17 protein-coding genes and 1 pseudogene are annotated in these 17,671 nt (G+C 60.4%); 11 read left to right on the top strand and 7 right to left on the bottom strand.

Translation table 11 applies throughout. The features are described from left to right. The first annotated feature begins 41 nt into the window (after positions 1 to 41). The 6 genes and pseudogenes from P3T18_RS02860 (at position 42) to P3T18_RS02835 (ending at position 3,123) form a co-directional block, all read left to right on the top strand. The gene (locus tag P3T18_RS02860; protein ID WP_429298392.1) at positions 42 to 983 is read left to right on the top strand and encodes an SDR family oxidoreductase; all 942 of its coding nucleotides are present in this window, start codon (positions 42 to 44) and stop codon (positions 981 to 983) included. 49 nt (positions 984 to 1,032) lie between these two features. Next, positions 1,033 to 1,653: an NADPH-dependent F420 reductase gene (locus P3T18_RS02855; RefSeq protein WP_429298391.1), complete on the top strand. Its 621-nt coding sequence runs from the start codon at positions 1,033 to 1,035 to the stop codon at positions 1,651 to 1,653. Between the two features lie 149 nt (positions 1,654 to 1,802). Then, positions 1,803 to 1,979 (top strand): hypothetical protein, encoded by a 177-nt coding sequence (locus P3T18_RS02850; protein ID WP_429299052.1) that lies wholly within the window; start codon positions 1,803 to 1,805, stop codon positions 1,977 to 1,979. Further along, positions 1,919 to 2,044 (top strand): annotated as a pseudogene (locus tag P3T18_RS02845) (hypothetical protein); the annotation flags it as partial. The gene P3T18_RS02850 and the pseudogene P3T18_RS02845, both read left to right, overlap by 61 nt. A 24-nt stretch (positions 2,045 to 2,068) precedes the next feature. After that, positions 2,069 to 2,368, top strand: a complete 300-nt coding sequence (locus tag P3T18_RS02840; RefSeq protein WP_429299051.1) for a carboxymuconolactone decarboxylase family protein — start codon at positions 2,069 to 2,071, stop codon at positions 2,366 to 2,368. A gap of 83 nt (positions 2,369 to 2,451) precedes the next feature. Next, positions 2,452 to 3,123: a peroxiredoxin-like family protein gene (locus tag P3T18_RS02835; protein ID WP_429298390.1), complete on the top strand. Its 672-nt coding sequence runs from the start codon at positions 2,452 to 2,454 to the stop codon at positions 3,121 to 3,123. A 10-nt stretch (positions 3,124 to 3,133) separates the two neighbouring features. Here P3T18_RS02835 and P3T18_RS02830 read toward each other — a convergent pair whose 3' ends face one another. Then, positions 3,134 to 4,048: a LysR family transcriptional regulator gene (locus P3T18_RS02830; RefSeq protein ID WP_429298389.1), complete on the bottom strand. Its 915-nt coding sequence runs from the start codon at positions 4,046 to 4,048 to the stop codon at positions 3,134 to 3,136. Positions 4,049 to 4,261: 213 nt separating this feature from the next. Here P3T18_RS02830 and P3T18_RS02825 point away from each other — a divergent pair, with 213 nt between their 5' ends. The 5 genes from P3T18_RS02825 to P3T18_RS02805 all read left to right on the top strand — a co-directional run bounded on the left by P3T18_RS02825 (position 4,262) and on the right by P3T18_RS02805 (position 8,573). Next, positions 4,262 to 4,783 carry a 2,4'-dihydroxyacetophenone dioxygenase family protein gene (locus tag P3T18_RS02825; protein ID WP_429298388.1) on the top strand — a complete coding sequence of 174 codons (522 nt, stop codon included), beginning with the start codon at positions 4,262 to 4,264 and terminating at the stop codon, positions 4,781 to 4,783. Further along, positions 4,780 to 5,538, top strand: a complete 759-nt coding sequence (locus P3T18_RS02820) for an SDR family NAD(P)-dependent oxidoreductase (RefSeq protein ID WP_429298387.1) — start codon at positions 4,780 to 4,782, stop codon at positions 5,536 to 5,538. The genes P3T18_RS02825 and P3T18_RS02820 overlap by 4 nt, the downstream gene beginning before the upstream one ends. 68 nt (positions 5,539 to 5,606) lie before the next feature. Continuing rightward, entirely contained in the window at positions 5,607 to 6,908 is a 1,302-nt protein-coding gene (locus P3T18_RS02815) for an MFS transporter (protein WP_429298386.1), read from the top strand. A 10-nt stretch (positions 6,909 to 6,918) separates the two neighbouring features. Further along, on the top strand, positions 6,919 to 7,647 hold the full coding sequence (locus P3T18_RS02810) for an SDR family NAD(P)-dependent oxidoreductase (protein ID WP_429298385.1): 729 nt from the start codon (positions 6,919 to 6,921) through the stop codon (positions 7,645 to 7,647). Between the two features lie 101 nt (positions 7,648 to 7,748). Next, positions 7,749 to 8,573 carry an IclR family transcriptional regulator gene (locus P3T18_RS02805; RefSeq protein ID WP_429298384.1) on the top strand — a complete coding sequence of 275 codons (825 nt, stop codon included), beginning with the start codon at positions 7,749 to 7,751 and terminating at the stop codon, positions 8,571 to 8,573. A 102-nt stretch (positions 8,574 to 8,675) separates the two neighbouring features. On the opposite strand, the gene P3T18_RS02800 is transcribed toward P3T18_RS02805, so the two are convergent. From P3T18_RS02800 to P3T18_RS02775, 6 genes are all read right to left on the bottom strand, one after another. Further along, positions 8,676 to 9,998: a TIGR00366 family protein gene (locus P3T18_RS02800; protein ID WP_429298383.1), complete on the bottom strand. Its 1,323-nt coding sequence runs from the start codon at positions 9,996 to 9,998 to the stop codon at positions 8,676 to 8,678. Between the two features lie 353 nt (positions 9,999 to 10,351). Further along, entirely contained in the window at positions 10,352 to 11,389 is a 1,038-nt protein-coding gene (locus P3T18_RS02795; protein WP_429298382.1) for a substrate-binding domain-containing protein, read from the bottom strand. Positions 11,390 to 11,450: 61 nt separating this feature from the next. Beyond that, complete coding sequence (locus P3T18_RS02790; protein WP_429298381.1) at positions 11,451 to 12,458, bottom strand: ABC transporter permease; 1,008 nt, start codon at positions 12,456 to 12,458, stop codon at positions 11,451 to 11,453. Beyond that, positions 12,448 to 14,052, bottom strand: coding sequence for a sugar ABC transporter ATP-binding protein (locus tag P3T18_RS02785; protein WP_429298380.1), 1,605 nt, complete (start codon positions 14,050 to 14,052; stop codon positions 12,448 to 12,450). The genes P3T18_RS02790 and P3T18_RS02785 overlap by 11 nt, the downstream gene beginning before the upstream one ends. A 54-nt stretch (positions 14,053 to 14,106) precedes the next feature. After that, entirely contained in the window at positions 14,107 to 15,912 is a 1,806-nt protein-coding gene (locus P3T18_RS02780) for a thiamine pyrophosphate-binding protein (protein WP_429298379.1), read from the bottom strand. A gap of 215 nt (positions 15,913 to 16,127) precedes the next feature. Further along, positions 16,128 to 17,504: an FGGY-family carbohydrate kinase gene (locus tag P3T18_RS02775; protein WP_429298378.1), complete on the bottom strand. Its 1,377-nt coding sequence runs from the start codon at positions 17,502 to 17,504 to the stop codon at positions 16,128 to 16,130. Positions 17,505 to 17,671 lie beyond the last annotated feature (167 nt).

Raw genomic sequence — 17,671 nt, 5'->3', positions numbered from 1 at the left:
CTGTATCACACATCGACTCAAAATTCATAAGGATTACTAACATGCGCGTTTTCATTACTGGCGGCACCGGTCATTCCGGTCCGTACATCATCTCTGAACTCATCGCGGCCGGTCACGAAGTTACCGCGCTCGCAAGGTCCGATAAAGCGGCGGACGCGGTGTCCGCGCACGGCGCGAAAGTGCGTCGCGGCAGCCTCGAAGATCTCGACGGACTCAAGGCGGCGGCGGCCGAATTCGATGGCGTCATTCACGTGGCGCACAGGCAGGACTTGCTTCCCTCCGGCGGCATCGACGCCGTGGCCGCAGCGGAACGCCAGATCATGCTCGCATACGGCGATGCAATGGAAGGGACCGGAAAGCCGCTGGTCGTATCGGGGAGCATCGGCTCGCCAGGCTGGGAAGGTCTAGGTCGGGCCGCCAGCGAGGAAGATCCGCCACTTCCCGGGGGCGATCCGTACAAGGGCAGCTTGCGGGTCCGCAATATCGTGGAGACCACCGTGATTGGCCTTGCGGAGCGCGGCGTGCGGTCGTCGGTCGTGCGTATTCCTCCGATCATGCACAGCACCACCGACAACGCCGGATTTCTCCCGCTGCTGATTGCGCTTGCGAAGGAAAAAGGTGTGATCGGTTATCCCGGCGACGGCGCAAACCTGTGGTCCGCCGTGCATAGCCGCGATCTCGCCGCCGTGTTCCGACTCGCGTTGGAGAAAGGTCCGGCTGGCAGGAACTGGCACGCGATCGGCGACGACGGTATCCCGTTCCGCGAAATCGCCGAGGCTATCGGCGTACGTCTGGGCTTGCCCGCAGTCAGCATTCCCGCGGACGTATTGATGTTGCCCGGATATTTTGGATTTCTTGCGAATCTCGTCACGCTGAACTTAGCGGCCTCCAACCTCATTACCCAGCGGACACTCGGTTGGAAACCGGCTGAGCCTGGTTTGATCGCGGATCTGGACAACGGCCACTACTTCCCTGCTGCCTGATCCATCGATGCCAACCACAGACAACATCCCAACTCACGAGGCAATTGCCATGAGCACGATCAGCATCATCGGCGCAGGCGGCATGGCCGCGGCAATCGGTGGCCGTATCGCGGCAGCAGGACACACAGCCGAAATCATCACTCGCGACGCCGCGAAGGCGCAAGCGCTGGCAGACCAACTCGCGGCCAGCGCGACCACATTGGAATACGGCGCCGTGCCGTCGGGCGACATCGTTATCCTCGCCGTGCCGTACGCCAGTGCGGCGTCGGTGGTAGCGGAGTACGGAAACGCGCTCGACGGCAAAGTGATCATCGACATCACCAACCCGGTCGCTCTCGACCTCAAAAGCCTGGTCACGCCCAATGGCAGCTCCGGTACGCAGGAAATCGCGAAGCATGCGCCCGCTGGCGCCCATTTCGTGAAGGCGTTCAACACCATCTTCGGCCACGTACTGACTCGGGGTGGACCACTGGACGCGTTCATCGCGGCGGACAACGCGCAGGCCAGGTCGAGCGTCTCGGCCTTCATCGAAAGTCTTGGGTTGCGTCCGCTCGACGTCGGCGGTTTGCACATGGCGCAGACGCTGGAGGCATTGGGTCTGATGATGATCGGCCTCGCCAAAAACGGCGCCGGCACGTGGGACATCGCCATGAAAGTCGATATCGGCTGAACCGCCAATACTCGGCCCAAACGCACGGCACAACGGCGCGGCAAGCGCTTTATGCCTGCCAGGAATGAGTGTTATCGACGGTGCCCGCCTTCTTCGGGCGGGCACCGACCTTCATCATTTGCTCACCGTCAACCAACAGGAGCAAAACGATGAGCACCTTCCAAACCTACACGATCGAAAACGCACCGGCCGCCTCGAAGGCCAGCCTCGAAGACACCCAACGCGCCTTCGGCTTCGTCCCCAATCTGCAGGCCAATATGGCGGAATCGCCCGCGCTGCTCGCTGGTATTCGGCGCTGTGGGATCTGTTCTCGAAAAGCACGCTGACGCCGCACGAACAGCAGGTCGTCTACCTGACCTCGAACTTCGAGAACAACTGCCATTACTGCATGGCCGGTCACAGCACGCTGGCACAAATGATCAAGATGGACGCCGGCGTGATCGCCGCGCTGCGCGCCGGCACGCCGCTGCCGGACGACAAGCTCGAAGCGCTGCATCGATTCACGACGCTCGTGGTGCGCGAACGCGGCTTCGTGCCGGACGCCGATATCGACGCATTCCTCGCGGCGGGTTACACCCGTCAGAACGTGCTCGAAGTGATTCTGGGTGTCGCGACCAAGGTGATGAGCAACTACACGAATCACATCGTCCACACCGAACTCGACGGCTTCATGGCCGGTAACGAGTGGACCAAACCGGCCGCCGTCGCTGCTTAAACCGCATGCGGGAGCCCTCGCGGCTCCCGTCATGAATCGCCTCTGCGCTTCAATCCACCTATTCCTCTACACGGAGAACACTCATGTCACTGCAAGACAAACTCGACGCATTCCGGTCCGACTTCAAGGCGGGCAAGGCGCCGTTCAACGCGCCGCCGGAGATTCATCCGGTGATGGAACGCGCGACGGCCGAGCTGATCGCAAGCGGACAGGCGGGGCGCGCCATCAAGGCAGGCGACCGCGCGCCGCACTTCAACCTCAAGGATCAGGAAGGCAACGACGTGTCGTCCGCGGCGCTGCTCGTGAAAGGACCGCTGGTCGTGACGTTTTATCGCGGCGTGTGGTGTCCGTATTGCAATATCGAATTGCAGGCGATCAACGAAGTTCTGCCGCAGATTCAGACGTATGGCGCGAACGTAGTGGCGATCTCGCCGCAGACGCCCGTGAACAGCCGCAAGTCCGTGCGAACCAATGAATTGGGCTTTCCGGTACTGAGCGACGTGAACGGTCAGACGGCTGCCGACTTCGGCTTGCGTTTCGCACTGCCCGATTATCTGGTCGAGTTGTACAAGAACCTGAGGAACGATCTGCCGGCGTTCAACGACGACCCGAGCTGGACCTTGCCGATGCCCGCGCGCTACGTCATCGGACAGGATGGCATCGTGCTGTATTCAGAGGTCAACCCGGATTACACGCGCCGCCCCGATCCGTCGGACATGTTCCCGGTTCTGGAAAAAGCAGCGGCGAGAGCCTGAGTATCGACGCTTACGATGCCGCACCGCCGTCGCTGCTGACGGCGACACCGAGCACCTCTTCCACGAAAGCCACGAACGCTCGCGCTTTCGCACTCACGAGGCGTCCGGCCGGGAAGACGGCCCACAGGTCGAGCGTGGGCAATTCCCAGTCGGTCAGCACAGCCTGAACGGTGCCGTCGGCGAGTTCCGGCGAGAACATCCATTCCGATGCGATCGCCAGACCAAGGCCGCCGAGCACCGTCGTGCGCATGCCCTCGGCGGCGCTCACGCTAACGCGCCCGGACACCACCACCGCCACTTCCTTGCCTTGCTGGCTGAACGCCCACGACTCGCCGCCGCCTCGCAACGAATACACGATCACCTGATGCTGGCTGAGGTCCGCAGGCGTCATCGGGATACCTTCGTCGGCAAGATAGGCGGGCGTGCCGACGACCAGCCGACGGCTCTGCGCGATACGGCGAGCGGTCATCGTCGAATCATCGAGCGAACCCATGCGCAGCGCGACATCCACGCCTTTTTCGAGCAAGTCGATGGTGCGATCGTCCAGCACGATATCGATCTTCAGATTGGGATGCCGGTCGAGAAACGTCTTGAGCGCGGGCAGGATATGCAGACGCGCGAAGGTCACGGCCGCGCTGATACGCAGCACGCCGGACAGCCCGGTGGACGCGTCGCGCGCAACGTGTTCCGCAAGATCCACTTCTTCGATGGCGCGCCGCGCGTGCTCATAGAAGCGCTGGCCGGCATCGGTCGGTGTCAGGCCGCGTGTCGAGCGCAACAGGAGTCGCACGCCGAGCCGCTCTTCGAGTTGCGCGATCGACTTCGAGACCGCCGGTTGTCCGAGCTTGAGCCGCTTGGCGGCCGCCGAGAACGAGCCCGACTCGACGACGCTGACATACGTTTCCATTGCTGCCATCCGGTCCATGCCGCTGATTCTCCCTGAAGGACCGTGAAGTCCGTGGTGTGGGTAAAGGTATTCAGCGGAAGTCTATCGTTCTCACCGCCCAAACGCCGCCCAACGCTCTCTTCCGCAGACGTTTAAGTAAAAACCCCAGGATTGACCCCGCTCGAGCCCCTCCCGATAATAACCATATCGTGGACTATACGTCCATATTATGGACATCAAAGAGGATTCCCCATGACCGACACCACTTATTCCCCGATGACGCCTTACCAGTTGCCCTTCCCGAAGGAGGCGCAAAAGGAGGTCGTCGTGCCGTTCGCGATTCCGACCGACGAGCGCGTCTGGGTGCCTCAAGCCGAAAATGTGTCGTTCCGCCCGTTGTGTCTGAACGCTTCGCAGGGTTACTGGATGAACCTGTTGCGCGTGCGTAAGTCGGGTGTGCTGAGCCGTCACCGTCATCCGCAGGGTGTGCACGGCATGGTGCTGAAGGGCCGCTGGAAATACCTCGAACACGAATGGACCGCGACCGAAGGCAGCTACGTCTACGAGCCGCCGGGCGAAACTCACACGCTGTACGTGCCCGAAGACGTCGAAGAAATGATCACGTACTTCCAGGTCAATGGCGTGATGTTCTATTGCGATCCGTACGGCAATTACACCGGCTACGAAGACGTGTTCACCAAGATCGACATGTGCCGCAAGCACTACGCGTCGGTCGGCCTCGGCGAAGACTACGTGGACCAGTTCATCCGATGAGCGCGCGATCCGTTTTCGCCCGTTACGACTTTGCCGGGCGCGTCGCGGTGGTGACGGGTGCCGCGAGCGGCATCGGTCGCGCAGTGTGCGATGCGTTTGCGCAGCACGGCGCCGTCACGGTCAACTGGGATCGGGTCGCGGGCACGCCCGGCAACGACGACACGCTGCACGCAACGCGCCACTTGGCCGTCGACATCACCGAGCCGGAATCGATTCAGGCAGCACTCGAGGCTACGCTCGCCGAATTCGGCCGCGTCGACTATCTGGTGAACAACGCAGGCTTCGCCGGTTCGACGAAACCACTCGACGAATACGATCCGCTCGAATGGCAGCGCGTGATCGAAGTCAATCTGATCGGCACTTACCACGTGAGCCGCATCGTCGTGCCGGCCATGCGTCGTGCGAGCGCTGGACGCATCGTCAATATTGCGTCGCTCGCGGGCAAGGAAGGCACGCCCAACGCGTCCGCTTATAGCGCGGCGAAGGCCGGCGTGATCGCGATGACGAAATCGCTCGGCAAGGAACTGGCGCAGACCGGCATTCTCGTCAACGGTATTGCGCCGGCCGCGGTGGAAACGCCGTTGCTCGCGCAGATGTCCGCGAGTCACGTGCAGACCATGATCGACAAAAGCCCCATGGCGCGACTCGGTACGACACGGGAAGTCGCCGAACTCGCTTTGTGGCTCTGCTCGGACTCGTGCTCGTTCAGCACGGGCGCGATTTTCGATCTGTCCGGCGGACGCGCCACCTACTAACAACGCTCAAACGCACGACGTTCCAGCAAGTCCCGACACTACAAAGTCACACGGGCCAGGAGACACACATGCTTGAAAAATCACCGCGCCTCAAACGCATACAGATCGTCGCCGTCGTCTTTTTGACGGTGGCGGGCGTCGTCAATTATCTCGACCGCAGCACGCTGTCCATCGCCAATCACCTCGTCAGTGAAGAGTTGCACCTGTCGGCTGCGCAGATGGGACTTCTGCTGTCGGCGTTCTCGTTGGCGTACGCGTTCGCGCAATTGCCGGTTGGCGCGTTGCTCGACCGTTTCGGATCGCGCGTGATGCTCGGGCTCGGCATGCTGGTCTGGTCGCTCGCGCAGGTTGCGGGCGGCTTCATCCAGACGATCAACCACTTCCTCGTTGCGCGGATCGTGCTGGGTGTCGCCGAAGCGCCGCTGTTTCCGGCCGGCGCGAAAGTGGTGAACGAATGGTTTGCGGTGCGCGAGCGGGGCGGCCCGACCGGCACGTTCATCTCTTCGTCCACCATCGCACCGATGCTCGCGCCGCCGCTCCTGACGGTATTGATGCTTTCCTTCGGATGGCGAACGATGTTCGTCATCATGGGCGCGCTGGGTGTACTGGTCGCGCTCGGCTGGTACATGGTCTATCGCAATCGCGACGAAGTGGCGCTGACCGAAGCGGAAACCGCTCACCTGGACGAAGGCTCGCAGATCGTGGAGCGCCCGAAGGGTTTGAGTTTCGCCGAATGGGGCGCGCTCTTCAAACTGCGCAACACGTGGGGCATGATTTTCGGCTTCATGGGCGTGATCTACATGGTGTGGCTGTATCTCACGTGGCTGCCCGGCTATCTGGAGAAGGAACGTCATCTGAGCATTGCACACACCGGCTGGCTCGTCACGATTCCCTATATCTTCGGCACGATCGGCATGGCAGGCAGCGGCTATGTCGCTGACTATCTGCTCAAGCGCGGCATGGCGCCGATCAAAAGCCGCAAATGGCCGGTCTGTATCGGCCTGATCGGCGCGGCCGCTTTCACCGTGCCGGCTGCCTATACGCCGAGCACGACGCTGGCGATCGTGTACGTATCGCTTGCCATGCTGTTCGTCAATCTGGCGAGCGGTAGCGCATGGGCGCTCGTCAGCGTCGCGGCGCCGCGTCATCTGGTTGCGTCGCTCGGCAGCATGCAGAACTTCGGCGGCTATCTGGGCGGCTCCTTTGCGCCGGTCATCACCGGCATCGTGGTCGATCAGACTCACTCATTCGTGAACGCCCTGCTCATCAGCGCGGGGGTGGCCTTCGCCGCCGCGTTCGTCTATCTGTTCGTGGTCAAGGAAGTGCCGGCCGCGCCGTTGTCGGATGCCGCGGAATCTCTTCCTACTTAAGGTAACTCACATGACATTCCAGACTAATCTGCTCGAAGGTAAAACCGCGTTCGTGACCGGCGGCCTGTCCGGCATCGGTGCGGCGATTGCAAACGGACTCGCGCAACTCGGCGCGAAGACGGTCGCCGCCGGCCTGCCACTACCGGAAGGCGCGCCCGATACCTTGCGCGACGACATCCGCCGCCTGACGCTCGACGTGCGCTCGACCGACGACGTCAACGCGGCCATGGGCGCGTTTTCGCGGCTCGATATCGTGGTCAATTGCGCGGGCGTGATCAGCCGTATCGAGGAACACCGTATCGACGTATTCGAACGCGTGATGGACATCAACCTGAACGGCACGATGCGCGTGTGCTCGGCAGCGCGCGAATTGCTCAAGGCGTCCTCGGGTTGCATCGTCAATACGGCGTCGATGCTGAGCTTTTTCGGCGGTGGACTGGTGCCTGCCTACAGCGCGAGCAAAGGCGCGGTCGCGCAGCTCACCAAATCGCTGGCGATTGCTTATGCCGCCGACGGCATTCGCGTGAACGCGATTGCGCCCGGCTGGATCGCCACGCCGCTGACGCAGGCGCTTCAGGACGACGACAATCGCTCGCAGGCCATTCTGGAACGCACGCCCATGCGCCGCTGGGGAACACCCGAGGAAGTTGCGCAAGTCGCGGCGTTTCTGTGCACGCCGGCTGCGTCGTTCATGACCGGCGCGATCGTGCCGGTGGACGGCGGCTATCTGGTGGCGTAACGATTTTCGTGAAGCGCGGCCGGGCCGAGACTTTCAAGGCTATGCAGTGCCGACCCGGCCCGCAATAAAAGGCATAATTGCTTCATCGTGCCCAACGCAAAATGATGTCCACATCCGATTCCAGACAGCCTGCCGACACCACCGCTGGCGACGCGAAAACCGTCGCCGGCGCCGCTGCATTCTCCAAATTCATCGCCGTCCTGCAACTCGTCGCCGATGCCGAGACGCCGCCCAATGTCGCTAAACTCAGCGCGGCGAGCGGTTATCCGCGTCCCACGGTTCATCGCATCGTCGCAGCGTTGCAGGCGGAAGGCATGATTGTCGCGACCGGCAACGGCACGGTCTTCAACCTCGGGCCGCGCCTCGTCAATCTGGCGAGCCGCAGTTGGGAGCGTTCGGATCTGCGCCTTGCCGCAGTGGACGCCTTGATGGAACTGCGCGACGTCACGTCTGAGACGATCCACCTCGCCGTGCCGAGTCAGGGCGAAATGGTCTACATCGAAAAGCTCGAAAGCCCGCACGCGGTCCGCATGGCATCTCGCATCGGCACGCGCGTCTCGCTCACATCGAGTTCAGTCGGCAAGGCTTATCTCGCCACGCTCGGCGAGAACGAGCGCGAGACATTGCTGAAAGACGCGCCTTTGCGACGCTTCACCGAGCACACGCTCACCGATCTCGACGCCGTTCGCCAGGAAGTGGCGCTTACGGCGCAACGCGGCTATGCCGAAGATCGCGAAGAGAACGAAGTCGCGATCTCCTGCTATGGCGCGGCGATTCGCGGCACCGACGGGCGCACCGTCGGTTGCATCAGCATCAGCATGCCGACCTTCCGCCTGCAGAACGACCCGCAAACCCGTTACATCGAGCCGCTGCTGGCCGCGTGCCGCACGATCGCCGCACGCCTCGGCCCGACTAGCGGACGTTGAACGGAGCCGGTTTTCAAACCGGCAACCGGCCCCGCTCTGTTTCCCGCTCTATATGGCGCACTCATCGCAGCTTGCGGATGAGCGCGATGCCGCGTCTGCTGCTTAGAAAAGATAAAGTCCGGCGACGAACACCACGCCCGAGAAAAGCAGCGCGGTCACGCAGTAACCCATGATGTCGCGCACGCCGAGCCCGGCGATGGCCAATGCGGGAAGCGCCCAGAACGGCTGCGCCATGTTGGTCCACGCTTCACCGTAGGCAATGGCCATGGCCGATTTACCGAGATCCGCGCCAATGGCTTTCGCAGCGGGCATGACGAACGGGCCTTGCACCACCCAGTGACCGCCGCCGCTTGGCACCGCAAAATTGATGACCGCCGAACTCAGGAAAGCAAGCAGCGGGAACGTGTGGACATTCGCGATTTCGATAAACCAGTTGGTAATCACACCCGCCAGCCCCGAATGGTCCATCGTTGCCTGTATGCCGGCGTAGAACGGGAACTGGATCATGATGCCCGCTGTGCCGCGCGCTGCATTGGCAACGGCGCGTGCGTAGGCCATCGGCGTTCCGTGCAGCAAAATGCCGGCTGCGAGGAACACGATATTCACGGTGTCGATATCGAGGCTGAAGCCCTTCTTCGTGAAGCGGACCACGAGATAGGCAACGATAAGCAGCGCCACCAGCACCGACAGAATGCGGCTTTCTTCAATGCGCTCGGCAGCCGTCGATTGCGGCGTGATTTTGCGCACGGCGACGGGTTCGTCGACGAGGAGTGCCGGGTCGATCGCAACGACGTCTTCGGGTTTCGGCATCATCGCGCGCACCAGCAACGGCAGCAGCACGATCAACGCGATCGTGACGAACGCGTTGTAGCCGGTGAAGAGTGTCTGCGAGACCGGAATCAGGCCGATGACCTTTTCCATCGGATTGCCCTTGGTCGCCGCGACGAGCGGAACCGAGCCGGACAAACCGCCATGCCACGTCAGAAAACCCATGTAGGCAGCGGCGACGAGCAGCCTGTAGTCGACGCCTTTGACACGGCGCGCCACCTCTCGCGCGAACATCGCGCCGAGTACCAGCCCAAATCCCCAGTTGATCGCGCACGCAGCCGCGCTGACGAAAGCCACCAGCATCGTCCCCTGCACCGGCGTTTTTGCGACGCTACCCAGCGCAGACAGGAACCGCTTCACGGGGCCGGATGTGGCAAGCGCATGACCTGTCACCAGAATCATCGCCATCTGCATGGTGAAGGCGAGCAGGTTCCAGAAACCGCTTCCCCACATATAGACGAGATCGGTTGGCGTCTGCGGCGTTAGGCCGAGTGCCAGCGCAAACGTGATCGCGGTGAGAATCAGCGCAAAAATGAGCGGATCGGGCAGGTAGCGGTGAACAACCTGCGTAAAAAATCGGGCGATACTTTGAATCACGTGGTCCCCAGCTTTGTTCGTTGATTAGGCGTGGGATTCTGCCACGCGTTTGAAAAGTTGGCTGGGAGGCGGGCAGGGGGTTGAAGGTACTGGTTTTGGGGGTGCGGTGGGTGGGGGATGGGTTGGTGAATTGAAGGCTGAAGCTGGGCAGTTGGGACGCGTTTTTGTGTGTCATGAAGCTGTCGCGTCAATTAAAAAAAGACCCGCGGGAAGCGGGTCTTTTTCTGCGGCAGAGAAATTGACTGCTGGAGGAATTCAACCAGTGCCATCAGTCATGGCATACCGAAGTCACGTCCGACTGCGCTCTTACACCACCAGCGTCGGAACCCGCTCCCGAATCCCCTCACCTTTGACTATTGTGCCGTCAAGTCGCCAGTCTTAAGGTTGGTCTTGACCAACGTCGGCAGGCGGTCGAGAAACGCCGCTGGGTCTGTATACAACTGATCGTAGTACTTCGACACGTTCGCCTTGTCCACGGGAATCATGTTGAGTAGAGCCTTTTTGGGGTAAGGCCTTCCTTGCAGATAATCGACCGCTACCTGCACAGCCTCTCCCATTTCGAGCGCGGCATTCTGCAAACTCGTGCCGACCATCGTGCCGCCCTGCACCTCGCGCATGCCGTCCTTGATCCCGTCGATGCCCGCAACGACAATCTTGCCGTCGAGTCCCTTTGCCTTGAGTGCCTGAGATGCACCTATCGCCATATCGTCGTTCTCGGCAATGATGCCGTTGACCTGTCCGCCAAAGCGCGACAACCAATCCTGAGTCACGTTATACGACAGAGTGCGGTCCCACTTCCCGGGTTGCCATGCCAACACCTTAATACCCGGAGCCTTGGCGAGCGCCGCCTTGATACCCTTGGTTCGATCAATTTCGGCGGACTGCCCGATCGGCCCCTGCAGAATCACGACATTGCCCTTCCCTCCCAGCTTACTGATCACCTGGTTGGCCACTTGCGAGCCCGCGCCCACGTCGTCGGGGCCTACGTAAGAAGCAAGCAGCGCATCGCTAGGCGCGTTGATCGCCATATTCACGCCTACGACCGGCACTCCCGCTTTCTTCGCCGCCTCGAATTGCGGGGCGAGCGTTGCGGAATTGACCGCTCCGACAATGATCAGATCCACTTTGCGGTTGATGAATTGCTGCATCTGAGAAATTTGCGTGTTCACGTCCATGTTCGCGCTGACCCACAACAGTTCGACGTTGTTGGCCGCAGCGATTTTTTCCGCTCCCTGTTTGCCCCAGGCAACCCAGGAAGGCATACCATAGACGGCGAATCCGATCACGGGCTTGTTCTTGTCGGCATGTACAGCAAGCGGCGCTGATGTGATCAACGCTGCGGCCAGCAATGCTGAATTACGTCGCGAAAAAAGCAACTTTCCGAAGTTCATGTCTGCCTCCTCCAATTTATTAGATGTGCCGATGCTGTACGCGCCGGCGAATCTACTGCCACTACGAAGACTTCTTATTGACGATGACGTCGATGAACACCGCGCAGATGATGATGCCGCCTTTCACGATGTTTTGATAAAACGGCGATACGTTCATGATATTCAGGCCGTTATCCATGATTCCAATAATCAGGATGCCAAAGCACGTACCTTTGATCGAGCCGCGGCCGCCGGACAAACTGATACCGCCGATCACCGCTGCGGCAATCGCGTTCAATTCATAACCCGCGCCAGTAGTAGGAATGCCCGCCGTAACGCGCGAAGCCAGTAACACGCCACTCACAGCGGCCAGCAGCCCGCTGATGGCATACACGCCCGCCTGGACAACGCGCACCTTCACGCCGGCAACACGCGCCGCCTGCGCGTTGCCTCCCACCGCATAGATGTGCATGCCAAGCTGGGTTCGCGACAGCACGATGTGCGAAACGACGATCACGACAATCATGACCAGCACGGACGTCTGTAGTATTCCGACGCTACCCGACAGGCCAAGGAATGAGGTCGACAGACCCGATATGGGTTGCCCGTCGCTGATCACGGATGCGACGCCTAACATCACGGTCATCGTTCCCAGCGTGGTAACGAAGGCCGGTAGACGCCCGAAAGCAATCAGAATCCCATTCACGGCGCCAATCGCCGCACCCGCCGTCAGCGCCGCGATCACGGCCGCGGCCGTGAAGCCGGTTCCGTCCTGCTGCGCGACCAGTGCCGCGATGACACCCGTCAAACCCACGATGCTCCCAACCGAGAGGTCGATACCCCCGGTCAGAATGACAAAGGTCGCGCCAGTTGCAAGTAGCGCATTCGTCGACACCTGGGACAGAATCACGCCCATGTTCGAGAACGTCAGGAATTCGCTATTCGACAAGGAAATGGCCGCCATGAATACCAGCATGATGACCACGAGCAGATAGCGCACGAGCATCTGCCGCCAACCACCAAAAAAGCTCTTTACGCGACCGAACGCACCGTGATTGTCCAGTTGCAAGGTTCCGTTTTCAGCGTTCATCTGCCCCTCCCATTGCAAGGCGAAGAATGGTTTCCTGATCGAGTCGATGTCTCGGCAATTCGCCGACGATCTGTCCGCCGCGAAACACGAGTACCCGATGACTGAGATTCAGCAGTTCCGGCATATCCGACGAGGCGAGCAGAACACTCACACCGCTTTTGGCGAGTTCGATGATCTGATTGTATAAATCACTACGAGCGGACACGTCGATCCCGCGAGTGGGTTCGTCGAGCAACAGCACCCGCGGCGCTTTCGTGATCAACCAGCGGGCAAGTGCGATCTTCTGCTGGTTGCCCCCTGACAAATGGTTGACCTTCTGATTCAGACTCGAATAGCGCACGCCAGTCGTCTTCAGCGCGTCGACAGCCGCTCGGCGACGTGATCGACGTTTGAGCAGGCCGAGTGCATTCCTGAAGCAACGGATATGCGGTAACGTCGTGTTGTCGAGCACGTTCATCTCGACCACGATGCCGGCTAACTTGCGATCCTCCGGCACCATCGCAAGACCGCCCTTCAGCGCGGCTCGCACGTTGTTGCGTGGCAACTCGACACCGTCGAGTTCGACCGATCCGCTGGATGCACGCAACCCGAAAATCCCCTCCAGCAATTCGCTGCGCCCCGCACCAACGAGACCACCCAGGCCGAGAATCTCTCCCTCCGCGAGCGAAAAGCTGTTCTCGGCGCCATAGCCTGCGACACTCAGCTTGTCCACCTTGAGTCTGACGAGCGCGTTCGGTGAAACACACTGCAAGTCTGGAAAAAGATTGCTGATTTCCCGTCCCACCATCGCCGCAACGATTTGCGGCTCGGTAATCTCACGTGCCCGCACCTGCGTGATCAACTGACCATCTCGCAGCACAGCCACGTAATCTGCAACGGTTGCAATCTCTTCCATGCGATGTGTGGTGTACAGAATGCAAGTCTGTTTGCGGCGCAACTGTTCAATTACGCGAAACAGGTGCTCCGTTTCCCGCGAAGACAACGACGAGGTCGGCTCGTCCATCAAGACAATGCGCGCATTACGTGAGGTTGCCTTGATGATCTCGACCAGTTGTGTGGCGGCAATGCTCAGCCGCCGCATCGGCATGCACGGATCGACATCGAGCTCGACATCTTCGAGTAAGGTTCTCGCCTTGCGGATCATCTGCTTGCGGCTAAGAAATCCATACCGATCCCGGATCTCCTGACCGATCAGCAGATTCTCGTAGACCATCATGTCTGGAATCGGCAACAACTCTTGCGGGATGATCGAAATGCCTGCGTCACGCGCATACAGCGGACTGAAGTGCGTAATACGCTCACCGCCGATCCGGATCTCGCCGGCGTCGGGTGCAATTTGCCCAGTCAGGATTCTGAACAGCGTCGATTTTCCCGCGCCGTTCTCGCCTGCGAGGACTGTCACCGCACCCGCCGGAAACGAAGCAGTTATGTTGCGAAGCACCGGAATTCCGTCGTACTGCTTGGACACGTTCTGACAATCGATCGCAATCGATTCGGTCAAACTCGCGAGGCCTGTACCACCGGCCTGAAGCAGATGATCCGATGCCGCGCCCGGCGCCACCGCGAACGACATTACGGCGTTGTTTGCAGCCATGGGAAGCTCCACTGAAGTCGAAGAAGGTTGCGCCGTCGATGGCTTCGCGCGCTGCTACGCCAGCGACTCTTCAGCTTGCTTCAGATCCACTGCCGTGCGCCATTGCCGCAGTTCGTAGACCGTCCCGGGGCGCGCCGCGACTTTGCCGCTGGTGTCGGCCAGACGCCGCCGGAAGCTATGAATCGGTGTAGCTCGCGAATCGACGATCACTTCGATCACACTGGGGCCGTCGTAGGCAAGTGCCGCGTCGAACGCTCCGGCAAGCTCCGATGCGGCGTTCACTTTGAGACCGAGCAAACCCATTGCATCGGCTGCCGCTGCAAAATCCGGCTTATTGCCGAAGGACAGATCGACCGACTGCCGCAACGCGTCGAAATAGATCTCCTGCCACATCTGCAACCAGCCCAGCGTGCCGTTGTTGAGCACGACATTGACCACCTTCAGGCGATTTTGCGCGAGTGTCGCCAGTTCGCCGATCGAGAATGAATGTCCCCCGTCGCCCGCCACGGTCACGACATATCCGCCGCGCGCACGTTGCACCGCGCCTGCGCCGATCGCTGCGGGTATGGAATATCCAAGACCACCCTGGCCGCGCGCGTAGATGAATTGCCGACCGTTCTGCTGGGCTGGGATGTATTGCGCGATCCATCCGGCGGACCAGCTTGCATCGCTAATAACCACATCCTCTGGTTTCAGTCTTTCCGCGATCTCGTGCATCACGCGTTGCGGCTTGAGCGGTGAAGTATCGGTTGTCAATTCGGCATGCAGTTTTGCAGTCAGCGCGCTCTTTCGGGTCGATATGATGTCGAGCCATTCGGGTTGCGGTGCAGCGCCAGCATCGAGCAACGCTGCATGCAAATCCTCTACCGTGAGGCGAACGTCACCGCAAAGTGTCACGGTCGGCTCGAACGTGCGCCCGTGCTCGGTCGGATCGGCGTCGATCGTGATGGTGGCCTGGCCGGCGAGCGGTAACGTCCAGTTCATTGCGGTGTTCTGACTGGCTTTGCTGCCGCACCAGATCAGCAGGTCCGCTTCCTTGACCAGTTCGATAGCACCCGCCGATCCGAGAGGGTTGAGCACACCGGCACAATAAGGACGCGATTCGGGTACTGCGCCCTTGCCGGACAGGCTCGTCACCACGAGCGGGCGTAGCAGATCGGTCAATGAAGTCAGCGCGTCGGAAGCATCGGAGCCATGCACACCACCACCGGCGATGATCGCCGGGCGGCGGGCTCGCGCGATCAGTGCGGCAGCGCGTGCCACATCGTCTTGCGGCGGTCGGTAACGTACTGACGGTGCATAGATGCAACGCGACTCGATCGGCGTAGCGAGATCGACCGGATACGGTGCGTCCATCACGTCGTGCGGCACGATGATCACCACCGGGCCCGGCCTCGGCGACGTTGCGATACGAAAAGCGCTACGCACGACATCGGGCAGTGCCTCTACGCTCGGTACCGTAAACGTAGCCTTTGTGATCGACTGAAAAAATGCCTGCTGGTCGAAGCCTTGCGATGCGACGCCTTTATGCCGGAGCGTCACCCAGTCCAGAGGTAATTCGCCGACGATGGCAATCATCGGAATCGACGCGTTATATGCCTCGACGAGTCCGTCAGGCAGTTTCGTCGCGCCGGGTCCAACGGTCACGTCGCACACACCGGGTTTGCCAGTAAGACGTGCGTACGCATCGGCCGCATAGGGAGCGGACCGCTCGTCGCGCACCAGAATATGCTGGATCTTTGGTGCCAGACGTGAGATGCCGTCATGCAACGCGGTAGTCTGACCGCCCGGCATTCCGAAAACATATTCGACGCCGTAGTCCATCAGCATTTTTGCCAGAAGATCGCCGACATGTGTCATTTGCACTCCTATATATTTAAGAAAATTAGCGATGTACGGCCGACACTGCTGTGTCGGCGCCGTCGTCGCTGAAAAACGAACTAAGCTTTATTCAACGCTGCCAGCGCGTTGACGTGGTCCTTGAAGCGGGCAAACTTCCGTGCGTAGACGCTTTGCCACTCCGCCCGCGGTTCGATGCGTTGCGTGACGTGAACCATATTGTCGATCGCAGCATCTCAGTTGGCGTATTCGCCGATCCCCACCGCGGAAGCCATGACCGTGCCGAGTGCGCCGAGCTCGCTACATCGCGTGATCTCGACAGGCAAACCGAGCACATCTGCGAAAATCTGCGCCCACGGCTGACTGCGCGCAGCGCCTCCGGTCAGGCGAATGAGTTCGACTGACGCCACATCTCGTCCGGCCGATAGCGCCTCGATATCCAGACGATGCGCGAAGGCAATTCCTTCGAAGATTGCCCGTACGATATCCGCCGAAGTATGTGCGGCTTCCAACCCGATAAAGCCGGCGGGCGCGCTGTTCGGACCACCGAACAGAAACGGCAGGAAGAGGATGTTGTTCGGCCGGTCCATTGCGCTCTGCACACGGCTGCTAAGCGATTCGTAGATCGTGCGACCTGAATCCTCGGCCGCGGCAGCGACCACCGGCCCCAGCACCGACTTGCAATACCATTCGAAGTTGCTGGCGGATGTCGGCGAGCCTTCCGTTGCCAGATACAACCCGTCAACCGGATAAGGACTCTGCAGCAGCGGCAGACGGTCAATCCGCGGCGATGTGTGCAAGGTCGAATTAATGCTGAACGTACCTGCCACGACACTCATCTGACTCGGCGCACGGATCCCGGACGCAATCGCCGCCGCGACAACGTCCACCACGCCTCTTACTACTGGTGTTCCTTCGAGCAGACCGGTGAGGCTTGCTGCCGTTGCGGTGATCTTTCCAGCTACTGCCGTGCTAGGTGCAATTTCAGGAAGCTTGCCAACCCACCCTTCGAGGCCCAACGCCGCGAAAAAGTCGGGATCGTAGGCTTGCTTTGTGACGTCGCTCAGACCTGCAATGCCCGCGTCAGTGGGATCCGTGTCAAAGACACCGCACAACTTGCCGCGCAGAAAGTCTTTACAAAAAAGAATCCGATGTGTCCGCTGAGACAGCCCCGGTTCACGCGCCTGCAGCCAGGCAAGCAGCGGGGCCGGTTGCCCGCTCCACAAGCGTTGCTGTACACGTAACTCGTTTTCCGGCGCAATCTTGTCGCGGACCCATTCCTCTATCACGTGATTGGCGCGCGAATCCGTCGACATGATGCCGGGACGCGTCGGGTTGCCTCGTTCGTCCACCAGATACAAGCCCGCACCGTAACCGGACGTGCTAACGGCGGCGATATCCGAGGGTTCAACGCCGGTCTCTTGCAGTAATGCACGAATCGCTTCGGCGGAGTCCTGCCACATCCGGTCTGCGTCGCGTTCGGTGTGGCCCGGAGCCGGAAACCGGATCGGGTTGCGTCTTCTTTCCGCGCCGATCTCTTTACCTTGCAGGTCGAAGAGAACAGCCTTTGTCATCGTGTTGCCGGCATCCAATCCCAGTAAATAGCTGGTCATTGCAGGTGTCTCCTTCCGGGTCAACTTGTAGTTACAAGCTTTAGTTTGAGTGGATTCTATATGCTCGTTTCGGCAAGTCAATGAAAATACAGAGGTCTCCTGATAGGGGTTTTCACTGCGTATCGCTCCAAATGCTAGACAACTAGCATAGCGATACGGATTATTTG

The sequence above is a fragment of the Paraburkholderia sp. GAS199 genome (genome assembly GCF_050436585.1).
Lineage (GTDB): Bacteria > Pseudomonadota > Gammaproteobacteria > Burkholderiales > Burkholderiaceae > Paraburkholderia.
The sequence above is the reverse complement of the archived record's forward strand: the minus strand, read 5'-3'. Positions and strand labels throughout refer to the sequence as shown.

What these genes read in the sequence shown, in the direction of transcription:
- P3T18_RS02860 (WP_429298392.1), top strand. Translation starts at nt 42, where the DNA reads ATGCGCGTTTTCATTACTGGCGGCACCGGTCATTCCGGTCCGTACATC.
- P3T18_RS02855 (WP_429298391.1), top strand. Translation starts at nt 1,033, where the DNA reads ATGAGCACGATCAGCATCATCGGCGCAGGCGGCATGGCCGCGGCAATC.
- P3T18_RS02850 (WP_429299052.1), top strand. Translation starts at nt 1,803, where the DNA reads ATGAGCACCTTCCAAACCTACACGATCGAAAACGCACCGGCCGCCTCG.
- P3T18_RS02840 (WP_429299051.1), top strand. Translation starts at nt 2,069, where the DNA reads ATGATCAAGATGGACGCCGGCGTGATCGCCGCGCTGCGCGCCGGCACG.
- P3T18_RS02835 (WP_429298390.1), top strand. Translation starts at nt 2,452, where the DNA reads ATGTCACTGCAAGACAAACTCGACGCATTCCGGTCCGACTTCAAGGCG.
- P3T18_RS02830 (WP_429298389.1), bottom strand. Translation starts at nt 4,048, where the DNA reads ATGGACCGGATGGCAGCAATGGAAACGTATGTCAGCGTCGTCGAGTCG.
- P3T18_RS02825 (WP_429298388.1), top strand. Translation starts at nt 4,262, where the DNA reads ATGACCGACACCACTTATTCCCCGATGACGCCTTACCAGTTGCCCTTC.
- P3T18_RS02820 (WP_429298387.1), top strand. Translation starts at nt 4,780, where the DNA reads ATGAGCGCGCGATCCGTTTTCGCCCGTTACGACTTTGCCGGGCGCGTC.
- P3T18_RS02815 (WP_429298386.1), top strand. Translation starts at nt 5,607, where the DNA reads ATGCTTGAAAAATCACCGCGCCTCAAACGCATACAGATCGTCGCCGTC.
- P3T18_RS02810 (WP_429298385.1), top strand. Translation starts at nt 6,919, where the DNA reads ATGACATTCCAGACTAATCTGCTCGAAGGTAAAACCGCGTTCGTGACC.
- P3T18_RS02805 (WP_429298384.1), top strand. Translation starts at nt 7,749, where the DNA reads ATGATGTCCACATCCGATTCCAGACAGCCTGCCGACACCACCGCTGGC.
- P3T18_RS02795 (WP_429298382.1), bottom strand. Translation starts at nt 11,389, where the DNA reads ATGAACTTCGGAAAGTTGCTTTTTTCGCGACGTAATTCAGCATTGCTG.
- P3T18_RS02790 (WP_429298381.1), bottom strand. Translation starts at nt 12,458, where the DNA reads ATGAACGCTGAAAACGGAACCTTGCAACTGGACAATCACGGTGCGTTC.
- P3T18_RS02785 (WP_429298380.1), bottom strand. Translation starts at nt 14,052, where the DNA reads ATGGCTGCAAACAACGCCGTAATGTCGTTCGCGGTGGCGCCGGGCGCG.
- P3T18_RS02780 (WP_429298379.1), bottom strand. Translation starts at nt 15,912, where the DNA reads ATGACACATGTCGGCGATCTTCTGGCAAAAATGCTGATGGACTACGGC.
- P3T18_RS02775 (WP_429298378.1), bottom strand. Translation starts at nt 17,504, where the DNA reads ATGACCAGCTATTTACTGGGATTGGATGCCGGCAACACGATGACAAAG.